This is a genomic window from Raineyella antarctica (assembly GCF_900092135.1).
In the GTDB taxonomy this organism is placed as follows: domain Bacteria; phylum Actinomycetota; class Actinomycetes; order Propionibacteriales; family Propionibacteriaceae; genus Raineyella; species Raineyella antarctica.
Map to the genome: position 1 here is coordinate 116017 of NZ_FMYF01000011.1, position 10942 is coordinate 126958.

Annotated in this window: 9 protein-coding genes, 1 rRNA gene and 2 pseudogenes; 5 read left to right on the plus strand and 7 right to left on the minus strand. The window is 67.8% G+C overall.

All coding sequences use genetic code 11. The features are described from left to right. Positions 1-57: 57 nt before the first annotated feature. The 6 genes from GA0111570_RS14470 to GA0111570_RS14495 all read right to left on the minus strand — a co-directional run bounded on the left by GA0111570_RS14470 (position 58) and on the right by GA0111570_RS14495 (position 6198). Positions 58-690 (minus strand): alpha/beta hydrolase family protein, encoded by a 633-nt coding sequence (locus GA0111570_RS14470; RefSeq protein ID WP_092612845.1) that lies wholly within the window; start codon positions 688-690, stop codon positions 58-60. Between the two features lie 55 nt (positions 691-745). Then, positions 746-1870, minus strand: a complete 1125-nt coding sequence (locus GA0111570_RS14475) for an ABC transporter ATP-binding protein (RefSeq protein ID WP_092612848.1) — start codon at positions 1868-1870, stop codon at positions 746-748. A 130-nt stretch (positions 1871-2000) separates the two neighbouring features. After that, positions 2001-3311: an ABC transporter substrate-binding protein gene (locus tag GA0111570_RS14480; RefSeq protein WP_092612851.1), complete on the minus strand. Its 1311-nt coding sequence runs from the start codon at positions 3309-3311 to the stop codon at positions 2001-2003. A gap of 98 nt (positions 3312-3409) precedes the next feature. After that, positions 3410-4324 (minus strand): carbohydrate ABC transporter permease, encoded by a 915-nt coding sequence (locus GA0111570_RS14485; protein ID WP_092612854.1) that lies wholly within the window; start codon positions 4322-4324, stop codon positions 3410-3412. A gap of 2 nt (positions 4325-4326) precedes the next feature. After that, positions 4327-5265: a carbohydrate ABC transporter permease gene (locus GA0111570_RS14490; protein ID WP_217634192.1), complete on the minus strand. Its 939-nt coding sequence runs from the start codon at positions 5263-5265 to the stop codon at positions 4327-4329. A 177-nt stretch (positions 5266-5442) separates the two neighbouring features. Then, positions 5443-6198 carry a lysophospholipid acyltransferase family protein gene (locus GA0111570_RS14495; protein ID WP_092612857.1) on the minus strand — a complete coding sequence of 252 codons (756 nt, stop codon included), beginning with the start codon at positions 6196-6198 and terminating at the stop codon, positions 5443-5445. 238 nt (positions 6199-6436) lie between these two features. On the opposite strand from GA0111570_RS14495, the gene GA0111570_RS14500 reads away from it, so the two are divergent. The 3 genes and pseudogenes from GA0111570_RS14500 to GA0111570_RS18345 all read left to right on the plus strand — a co-directional run. Next, complete coding sequence (locus GA0111570_RS14500; protein ID WP_092612860.1) at positions 6437-6988, plus strand: AMIN-like domain-containing (lipo)protein; 552 nt, start codon at positions 6437-6439, stop codon at positions 6986-6988. A 30-nt stretch (positions 6989-7018) separates the two neighbouring features. Continuing rightward, positions 7019-7180, plus strand: a pseudogene (locus GA0111570_RS18450) (PTS fructose transporter subunit IIA); the annotation flags it as partial. Next, a pseudogene (locus GA0111570_RS18345) lies at positions 7157-7372 on the plus strand (PTS sugar transporter subunit IIA); the annotation flags it as partial. The pseudogenes GA0111570_RS18450 and GA0111570_RS18345, both read left to right, overlap by 24 nt. Positions 7373-7401: 29 nt before the next feature. Here the strand turns inward: GA0111570_RS18345 and GA0111570_RS14510 are convergent. Further along, positions 7402-8688, minus strand: a complete 1287-nt coding sequence (locus GA0111570_RS14510) for an O-acetylhomoserine aminocarboxypropyltransferase/cysteine synthase family protein (protein WP_092612863.1) — start codon at positions 8686-8688, stop codon at positions 7402-7404. 267 nt (positions 8689-8955) lie between these two features. Between GA0111570_RS14510 and GA0111570_RS17765 the strand changes: the two genes are divergently transcribed. Beyond that, positions 8956-10224: a hypothetical protein gene (locus tag GA0111570_RS17765; RefSeq protein WP_175557520.1), complete on the plus strand. Its 1269-nt coding sequence runs from the start codon at positions 8956-8958 to the stop codon at positions 10222-10224. Positions 10225-10727: 503 nt separating this feature from the next. Then, positions 10728-10942 (plus strand): 16S ribosomal RNA (locus GA0111570_RS14520); the annotation flags it as partial.

Below are 10942 nucleotides of genomic sequence, written 5' to 3' on the forward strand. Positions count from 1 at the left end.
TGGGGCGCCTGAAAGCTCGGGCGGGCTGAAGGCCGGGGTGACCCGGACCGCCAGCCCTCAGTGCCTGGCCAGGTCCCGGACGAAGGCGGCGACCGGGGCGACGACCTGCTGGGCGCGCAGCGCCGGGTCGTCGGACCTGCGGGTCGGGCCGAGGCCGTGCGTCGCGCCAGGTACCTCCACCACCTGCCGTCCCGGGGCGGCGGCCCGCACCTCGGCGTACGTCCCGAAGGTGTCCCGCTCGCCCTGGATGACCAGGACCGGACCGGCCACCGCTCCGAGCTCGTCCGACCGGGACTTCTCCGGCCGGCCCGGCGGGTGCAGTGGGAAGGCCAGTGCCACCACGCCGAGCGCCGGCGGCGTGAAGCACCGGCAGGCGACCCGGGCCCCGGCGCTGCGGCCGCCGACCACCAGGGGAAGGGGCCCGAACCGCTCGCCGACGACCTCCAGGGCGATCTGCCACGCCGCGTCCAGGCTCTTCGGCGGGCCGGCGACCCGGCGTCCGGCCGTACGCCATGGTTGCTCGAAACGGGCCACCGAGATCCCCTCGGCGGGCAGGGCGGCTGCGAGCGCGGCCAGGTCGAAGGCCTCGACACCGCCGCCGGCACCGTGGCCGAGCAGCAGCAGGGCGATCGGGTCCGCGGCCGCGTCGACGACCAGTCGGCCCGGACCCGCCGGGGTGTCGACCTGCACGGCCTCCTCCTTCGATCGGGTACCACCCCACCGTATCCGGGCGGACCGCCCCTGCTCAGCCCTCGAGGAACTCCAGGTTGACCTCGGACTCCGGATGGAAGAAGGACGCCTCGTCCGGACCGGGACGGACGTGGATGGTCTCCCCGACCGAGAGCTTCTGGCGCTTGCCGGCGCGGACGGTCACCCGGCTGTTGCGGACCGTGACCGGACTGTCCGCCGTCATCAGCGGTGTGCAGTAGGCGAACGACTCCGAGCCGAGCTCCTCGATTAGGTCCACCCTCAGCGGCACGGTGCTGCCGTCGTCCTCGCTGAGGACCTCCCACCCCTCCGGGCGGATACCGACGATCACCCGGCCGGGCGTACGGGAGGCGAGCACGGGATCCATCCCGAGTTCCATCCGGTGCCCTTCGCCCATCACCGCGCGCGAGCCCGAGACCTCCACGTTCTCGATCAGCGTGATGGCGGGCGAGCCGATGAAACCGGCGACGAAGGTGTTGGCCGGGTGCTCGTACAGGAAGGTCGGGCGGTCGACCTGCTGGATCTCGCCGTCCTTCAGGACGCAGACCCGGTCGCCCATCGTCATGGCCTCGGTCTGGTCGTGGGTGACGTACACGGTGGTGACCCCGAGGCGTCGCTGCAGGGTGGCGATCTGGGAGCGGGTGGTGACTCGCAGCTTGGCGTCCAGGTTGGACAGCGGCTCGTCCATGCAGAAGACCTTCGGGTCACGTACGATGGCGCGTCCCATCGCGATCCGCTGACGCTGGCCGCCGGACATCTTGGCCGGTTTGCGGTCCAGCAGGTCCTCGAGCTCGAGCATCTTGGCGGCCGCGGCGACCTTCTCGGTGATCTGTGCCTTCGGCATCCGCGCGTTCTCGAGGGCGAACGACATGTTCTGGCGGGCGGTCATGTTGGGGTAGAGCGCGTAGCTCTGGAATACCATCGCGCAGTCCCGGTCCCTGGCCCGCTTGTCGGTAACGTCGACCCCATCGATCAGGATCTGGCCCTGGTCGACAGGCTCGAGGCCGGCGAGCATGCGGAGCGTCGTCGACTTGCCGCAGCCGGAGGGGCCGACGAGTACGAGGAACTCACCGTCGGCTATGTCCAGGTTGATGCGGTTCACCGCGGGACGCGACATCGTGTCGAAGATTCGCGAGGCCTCGCGGAACTCAACGGTGGCCATGGGTGCTCCTCAGGTCGGACTGGTGGGTGGTTCGGTGCGCTGACTTCGGTGATGTGTGGGCAGTACGCCCGTCGTGGGGCCGGCCTCGAGCCGGCCCCACGCGGTGCTCGGTCCACGAGCGAGGGCTCGATCAGTTGGAGAGCTTCGGCTTGATGTCTCGGTCGATGATCTTCTGGGTCTCGTCCTGCAGCTGCGCGAAGACCGTGGCGACGTCCTCCCCGCCGATGGTGATCCGGTCGAGGGCGGCGCCGATCCGCTTGCCACCGCCCTGGACGAAGACACGGGCCGCATCCTGCGGCTGGGTGTTCTCGTTCAGCTGCCGGATCGCGGTCGTGGCGTTCGGGTGCTGCTCCAGGTACATCTTCTCGGCCGGGTCGGCCTCGGCATCCTTGCGGACCGGCATGTAGCCGGTGGCTTGGGTGAACGTGATGGTGTTCTGGGTGTTGGTGAGGAAGTCGATGAACTTCACCGCATTCAGCTTGCGATCCTCGGAGATGCCTGCGGGCACTGACAGCCCGGCGCCGCCGGTGGCCGCGCCGGGCTTCGGGCCCGGGAGGTAGGCGGTGGTGAACGGCGTCTTGGCGGAGGCGGTCAGGCCGGTCAGCGAGCCGGTCGACTCCAGGAGGGCCGACGCACCGCCGGTGGCGAACTGGTTCACCGCGTCGTTGGAGACGGCGATGTTGCCCTGCTTGACCTGGTCCTGCAGGAACTTGCCGGCCTCGATCGACTTGGGGTCGGTGAAGGTAGCGGTCCAGTCGCGGGAGTAGTGGCCCCCGAAGGTCCAGATCATGCCCTGGAAGTACCAGTCCAGGTAGTTCGAGCCGTCCGGGATGGCCAGGACGGGCTTGCCACCGTTGGCCTTCCTGATGCTCGGCGCCCACTCGGCGAACTGCTGCCAGGTGGCCGGGCCCACCTTCGGGTCGAGGCCGGCCTTCTCGAAGATGGCGTTGTCGAGGTACATCAGGTTGGTCGAGCGGGCATACGGCATCGCGAAGTGCTTGCCGTTGAGCTTGTAGTCCTCGCGCAGGGTGTCGACGTACGTGTCCGGCTTGACCCCGGCCTTGGTCCACAGGTCGTCCAGCGGGGCAGTGGCCCCGTTGAGGGCGAAGTTGAACCAGTTGACGTCGGAGGCGACGATCACGTCGGGCAGCTGGCCGCCGGTGAGGGCGGCGTTGAACTTCTGCGCGAGCTCCTCGTAGTTGGCCCCGCCGTCGATCAGCTGGACGGGGGTCTTCGGGTTCGCCGCGTTCCAGGCGTCGATGATCTTCTGCTCGACGTCCTTGGACTTCGCCGGATGGTTGGACCAGAACTTGATGGTGCCGTCACCCTCCTGCCCGGCGGCGCTGCCGCCGGTTCCGGCACAGGCGGACAGACCGCCGAGGGCGGCGACCGACGCGGTCGCGCCAGCCCAGGTGAGGAACGAACGGCGGGACAGGGACATGTCGATTCTCCTTCGGAGGGTACCCACCCCCGGACGGGGGCGGGAGCAGCGGGGCGTGTTCGTGCCGCGGTCAGGTGCTGCGGGTGCGGGAAGAGGAATCAGCCCTTCACCGCGCCCGCAGTGAGGCCCTTGATCATCTGCTTCTGCAGCACGAGGAAGACGATGAGGATCGGGATCGAAGCGAGCACGGTGCCGGCCATCACCGGACCCCAGTTCGTCAGGCCCTCGTTGTTCTGCAGGAAGGTCAGGCCGATCGGTAGCGGGGCCACCTTGTCGGTGTCGGACATCAGGAACGGCCAGAGGTACTCGTTCCACTCGTTCACGATGGTGATCAGGGTGAAGGCGACCAGCGTGGGCCAGGACATCGGCAGCACGACCCGGAAGAGCATCCGGCCGAAGCCTGCTCCGTCCATCCGGGCCGCCTCGATGATCTCCTTCGGCAGCGAGAGGAAGTGGTTGCGCATCAGGAAGGTCCCGAAGGCCACGCCGGCCAACGGGACGATGATGCCGGCGAAGGTGTTCCGCCACCCCCACTGGGCGACCAGGGAGTAGTTGGAGATGATCGTGATCTGGTTCGGCACCATCAGGGAGGCGATGACCAGGAAGAAGACGAGGGTCCGGCCCGGGAACCGCAGGAACGACAGGGCGTACGCACTCAGGACGCCCAGCGTCACCTTCACCACCGTGAGCACGGCGGTGATGATCACCGAGTTGCGGAAGTACTTGCCGAAGGAGACGTGCTCGCCGACGTACGAGTAGTTCTCCGGGGCCAGGGGGTTCGGCCACCAGGTGATCGGGTCGCGGTAGATGTCCGGCTGGGTCTTCAGCGAGGTGATCACGATGAAGTACAGCGGCACCAGAATCACGGCGACGGTCAGCAGGATGCCCAGGTAGCCGACGATCTTGCCCGCCAGGCCCCGTTCCCCGTTTGTTCGTGGGGTCCGGCTCGGCCCGATGGCTGGGGCAGCCACCTCCGGAGCACTGGGGGCGGCGATGGTGAGGGGGGAGGCCATGGTCAGTCCTGCCTGTCCTGGATGCGTACCTGGAGCAGCGTGATGATGAGCACGACGATGAACATGATCGTTGCGACCGTGGCGCCGTACCCGGCGCGCGCGTTGACGAACGTCTCCTGGTAGACCTGATAGACCATCGTGGTCGTACCGGTCCCCAGTGGCCCACCCTTGGTCATCACGTTGATGATGTCGAAGACCTGGAACGAGTTGAGCAGCACCGTGACGGAGAGGAAGAACGTCGTCGGGCGCAGCTGGGGCAGCGTCACCCGCAGGAACGTACGCACCGGCCCGGTCCCGTCGATCTCGGCGGCCTCGTCCAGTTCGGCGCGGCGACCCTGCAGTGCGGCGAGATAGATCACGAAGGCATAGCCGACGTTCTTCCAGATGTACGTCACCGTCACCATGAACAGGGCCCACCCGGGACGCTGGTAGAAGTTCGGGGTGTCCACCCCGACCCGTCCCAGCAGGTCCTGGACCAGGCCGAACGTCGGGTCGAAGACGAACTGGAAGGCCACACCGATCGCCGCCCCCGAGATGACATAGGGCGCGAAGACCATGGATCGTACGGCGCCGCGCCCGACGAGCTTCTGGTCCAGCAGCATGGCCAACGCCAGCCCGAGTGCCATCGAGCCGATCACCGATACCGCGGTGAAGACCACGGTGTTCAGCACGATCGTGCCGGTGCTGCGGGCGGCGAACCACTCGACGTAGTTCCCCAGGCCGATGAATGTCGCTCGGGGTGAGGAGATGTTCCAGTCGAAGAAGCTCAATCGGATGTTGTCGAGCAGCGGTCGATAGGTGAAGACGATCAGCAGGACCAGGTTCGGGAGGATCAGCGCCGAGGCCAGCGCGACCTCCCGTGCGCTGTAGGCCTGACGTCGCTTGGGGGGTTCCAGGTCGTCGTCGGCGGGCACCGACGGCGAGCGCGTCGATATGCTCACGAGTCCTGATCCAACGTCCCCAGGGTTAACGAGGGGTGGATGGGATGTGTCCTGTTCTGCCAGTTCCAGAGAACCTTCCGGGAACGAGGTCCCGGAGCGACCCGACCCGGTCCCTTCGTCCGAGACCATCCGGGGCGCGCTTGCTCCGACCGGGAGGACGGTCACCCCGTCAGGTCGTCAGCGGGTCCACTCGTCCTTGGTCCGCAGGCTGTCGGACAGGTCGCGCCCGTGCGCCTGCTCGGGCGTCGGGGCGGTGCCGCCCCAGCGGGCGGGCAGGAAGGCCAGGTCCTCGCCGGTCATCGGCGGGTACTCGGCGATCACGTCGTCGAGCAGCCGCGCCATAGCCTCGCGCAGTCTGCGGGTCACCTCGGCGACGTTGTCCTCCGGGCGTACGTGGATCGGCGTCCCGTACGCGACGTGGACCGGGATGTGCGAGCGGGTCAGGTTGCGCGGGTGGTCCTTGGTCCACATCCGCTGGGCGCCCCAGACGATCGTCGGCACGATCGGGGAGCCGGTCGCCTGGGCCATCCGGACCGCGCCGGTCTTCAGCTCCTTGACCTCGAAGGACCGCGAGGACGTCCCCTCCGGATAGACGCCGACGACCTGGCCGTCCTCCAGTGCCTCGATCGCCAACCGCAGCCCCTCACCACCGTGCGCCCGATCGACCGGGATGTGGCGGCACATCTGCATCACGCGCCCCGCCACCGGGTGCTGCCAGATCGATTTCTTGGCCATGAACCGGACGAGTCGACCGTTGGCCTTCACCACGCCGAAACCGGCGAAGATGAAGTCCACGTGTGCGGTGTGGTTGATCGCCAGGACCACGCCGCCGTGGTCGGGCACGTTGCGCAGTCCGGTGATCCGCAGCCGCAGTCCGAGCCAGCGGAAGCAGATGCGGATGAGGCCCACGAGGAGGCGGTAGCCGAGGTCCATTCCTCCACGCTACAGCGGCCGGGAGCCCGCCCGTCCGGTCCCCCGTGCCGGGGCTCGCCACATCGCCGACGATCATCGTGGGGATCCGCAAAAGCGGCACCAGAACGCCTAGTGTTGATGCATGAAGAGCAGGTACGTCCTCATCGCAGCTCTTGCGGCCAGTGTGCTTCTCGCCGGATGTTCCGGTGGCCCGGGTACCACTCCAGGTGCCTCGGAAAGCCCGACCCCGACCGTAACCGTGACATCCACCTCCAGCGCAGCGCCTACCTCCACCCTCCCGACAACCTCGACCACCGACAGCACCCAACCCGTCGCCACCCCCTCACCCCCGCGCTCGGAGGACCAGGTCGTCATCCCACCGAACGCCTCCACCACACGCAAGGCCCTGGAGCCGGCCGTCGGTAGCCAGCTCGTCCTGACCCAGATCCGGACCGCGTCCCACCCGGGTGTCGACCGTGTCGTGCTCGAGTTCAGCGGCACCGGCAGCCCCGGCTGGGACGTCTCGTACGTCGACAAGGCCACCTCCCAGGGCAGCGGGAACACCGTCGCCGTCAGTGGCAAGTCGATCCTTGCCATCCGCGCCACCGGCACGACCTACCCCGCGCCAGGCAGCCCCACCGCGCCCAAGCGCGTCCCCGGGGACGGCAAGGGGGTCGTCACCGAGGTGGTGAACGACAGCACCTTCGAGGGCACGACCGCCGTCTTCGTCGGCCTCAGCTCGGGCCAGAAGCCGTTCGACGTCCAGGCCATGCAGTCCCCGACCCGGCTGGTGGTCGACATCGTTCGCTGATCCAGCCGATTATGTACTAGGTATTGACGCATCATCAAGTACCTGCTGCCCCTCCTGATCGGCTACTCCGGTGGCCGTACGGTCCACGGCCAGCGCGGCGCCGTGGTCGGTGCCCTCGCCACGATGGGCGTCATCGTCGGTACCGGGATCCCGATGTTCATGGGAGGCATGATCGTCGGCCCGGGCGCCGCCGCCCCAAGAAAAAGCTGTCCGCCCGATGTCCTTCCCACCGAGACGGTCGAGCTCGGCCTACACACCCGCTCCAAGGACGAGGCCCTGCGCCTGGCCGGGGAGACCCGGGTGGCCGTCGGGGCGGCCGACCCGGCGTACATCGATGGCATGGTCGAACGTGAGCAGCAGATCTCGACCTACCTGGGCAACGGCGTCGCGATCCCGCAAGGGACCGTATGGCCTCAGCGCACCCCAGCCAGGGCCTGGTCGAGGTCCTCGATCAGGTCATCGATGTGCTCGGTGCCGATCGAGAGCCGGATCATCTCCGGCTTCACGCCGGCGGCGACCAGTTCCTCGTCGGAGAGCTGGGAGTGCGTGGTCGAGGCGTTGTGGATCGCCAGCGACTTCACGTCGCCGATGTTGGCCAGGTGGCTGAACAGCTCCAGGCCCTCGACGACCTTGGACCCGGCCTCACGCCCGGCCTTCAGGCCGAACGAGACCAGGCCGCCGTAGCCGATCCCGGTGAAGAGCCGGTCGGCGGTCGCCTTGTACGGCGAGGACTCCAGGCCCGGGTAGCTCACCCACGCCACGTCGGGGTGGGCTTCGAGGTGGCGGGCGATGGCCATGGCGTTCTCGCAGTGCTTCTCCATCCGCAGGTAGAGCGTCTCCAGGCCCTGCAGGAACAACCAGGCGTGCAGCGGGGCGATGGTGGCGCCCATGTTGCGCAGCAGCACCGTACGGGCCCGGATGATGTACGCGGCATTGCCCGCGGCCTCGGTCCACACCACGCCGTGGTACGCCGGATCGCCGCTGGTCAGGTTCGGGAAGCGCTCGGCGTGCGCGGCCCAGTCGAACCGGCCGGAGTCCACGATGATGCCGCCCAGCGTGGTGCCGTGGCCCCCGATGTACTTGGTGGCCGAGTGCACCACGATGTCGACGCCGTGGTCGAAGACCCGGCACAGCGCGGGGGACGGGGCGGTGTTGTCGACAATGAACGGCAGGCCGAGCGCGTGTGCGGCCTCCGACCAGGCATCGAGGTCCAGGACGTTCAGCTTGGGGTTGGCGAGGGTCTCGCCGAAGACCAGGCGGGTCTTCTCGTCGACGTGCTCGGCGAGCTTCTCGGGCTGGTCGGGATCGACGAAGCGTGCCTCGATGCCGTACTGGGCCAGCGTGTGCTCGAAGAGAGCGAAGGTGCCGCCGTACAGCGTGGACGCTGCGACGATATTGTCGCCGGCGTTGACGAGGTTCAGGACGGCGTACGTGATCGCGGCCGCCCCTGCCGAGGTGGCGAGCGCGCCGACGCCTCCCTCCAGGGCCGTCATCCGCTGCTCGAAGACGTCCTCGGTCGGGTTCATGATGCGCCCGTAGATGTTGCCCGGCTTGCGGAGGGCGAAGAGGTCGGCCGCGTCCTCGGTGGAGTCGAACACGTACGAGGTCGTCTGGTAGATCGGGACGGCGCGCGCGTGCGTCGTCGGATCGGGTAGCTCCTGGCCGGCGTGGATTGCGAGGGTTTCGGGACGGTACGTCATGTCGCACTTCTAGCACACGACATGCTGCCCGGAACGGTGACCGGGCCGTCGGATCGGCGCCAGGCCGTCGGATCCATGGCGGGGCACCGGGTCCGCCGACAGCTCCCGGATACGTGTGACGGAACTCATGAGCGCAGGCCGATCCCGGCGTAGCGTGTAGGTGAACGATGGGAACTCGGCCGCCGGGCCGCGTTCCGCCGCCGGCCGGGGAGCAGGTACCCGGATCCGTCCGTTGCTGGGACGGGCGCCGACGAGAGGGGGTGCGCCATGCGTCACGGGATGACCCATGCCGCTCCGCCACGTCGCGTGCTGGTCCGGTCTGCTCGGCACCGGGGCATCTGGCTGCCCGCGTTCGTCGTCGGGCTGCTGCTGGCCCTGGCGGCCTGCTCGGCCCCCACCGCAGGGAGCCTGGGAGCCGCGGAGCCGTCACCGGGAACGTTTGTCTCACCGGCCGGTCCCGGCGCCGAGGCGACGGTACCGAACCAGCGCGTGGACCTGATCGACTACACCCGGATCACCGGCCTGCCCGACGGCGTCATCATCCGCGCGCCGGAGACCGTCGCCGCTCTCAGTGGCGCACCGCAGGACTTCCGCAACTATCTCGCCACCCGGATCGTCGATGTCGCCCGGTCCTCGTCCTGCGAGGTGAGCATCGGCGTACGCGTGGTCCAGACGGACGGCTTTGCCGCAGGAACGATCCGGGGCTGCCAGGAGGCCGACGTCATCTGGATCAAGGACACGCACGGGTGGAGTGAGGTGATGGCAGGTCCGGCAGGGTTCGACTGCGCCGTCCTGTCCGAGCGGCGGGTGCCGGCAGCCATCGCGGGGGGAGTGTGCTTCGGCCTGGGGGCCCGCGTCGGTGCGCACCCGAACCCCGCGGCCGCCGCACCACGCACCACCACTGCGGCCGCTCCCTCGGCAGGACCGCCCCGCTCGGTCGCTCCGGCCCCCGCCACACGGACGCAACAGTCGACCTCACCGACACCCACACCCACACCCACACCCACACCCACACCCACACCCACACCAACGCCTTCGCCGACCGCGCCCCCGTCGCCCAGCGCCACCCCTTCGCCGCAGGATTCGCCCACGACCGCTGGAACGCCGCCCGCGCTCCAGCGCTACGACAACGCCCGCTTCGGCTTCAGCTGTCCGCTGCCGAGCGACTGGAAGGTAGCGGAGTCGGCCAGCGGTGACGGAGCCACGGCCACGGATCCGACCGGCCCCGCGACCGTCTCCTGCCTGGGCCGCAACACTCTGTCCGACGGATCGCCGGAGGGGGAGATGGCCAGCACCCGGGCCGTGCTGGAGGGCGCTGGCGTCGTCGTCACGTACGAACACGTCACCGACTCGACGTACGTCCTCTCGGGAACACGGCCTGACGGCAGCATCACCTACCAGTGGTACGCGGTGGGGGCCCACTCGCTGAATGGCGTCGTCTGGTCGTACCCGTCCGACATGAAGGAATCGCTGGACGATGCGGTCACCGCCTCGGTGCGGGGCTTCACCACTGGTGACCTGACCGTGTCGCACTGAGCGTGTCGCACGGATCCGTGTCCTACGGGCCGGCGGGAGGGCCTCCCTTGGCGGATTTGACTTCGCCCCGCGACGGAGTAAAGTACTCCGAGTTGCCAGCAAGGAATACCAAGCCGGCGGCGCTCGATCCGTCAGGGATGGCGGTCGGGGCTCGGAAGTTCTGCTGAAATCAAGTCCGGTGAGGATTTGACAAGGGTGGGGCGGATGGGTAAAGTTGATCTGGTCGCCCCGAGCGGGGCCGGTGCCGAGAGGGCCGGTCTGGTGAGGTGTGTGTCCGATGTTTGAGAACTCAACAGTGTGCTTTGTTTAGTCAATGCCAAAATGGCATCCCGGTGACTCGGGGTGTCTGACATCACAAATGTTTGTTTTGTGTTGTCCTCGGCCATTGCTTCGGTGGTGGCCAGATTTCTTTGAGATTATGTAGAAGACCAGTTTATGTCTGGATTTTTGTCAGATCTCTTTTCATTGTGACGCATTTGCCCTTCGGGGTCTGCGATATTTTTTCGATGGAGAGTTTGATCCTGGCTCAGGACGAACGCTGGCGGCGTGCTTAACACATGCAAGTCGAACGGTAAGGCCCTTCGGGGTACACGAGTGGCGAACGGGTGAGTAACACGTGAGTGACCTGCCCTCTACTTCGGGATAACCTCCAGAAATGGTGGCTAATACCGGATATGACTCCTGCCTGCATGGGTGGGGGTGGAAAGCTCCGGCGGTA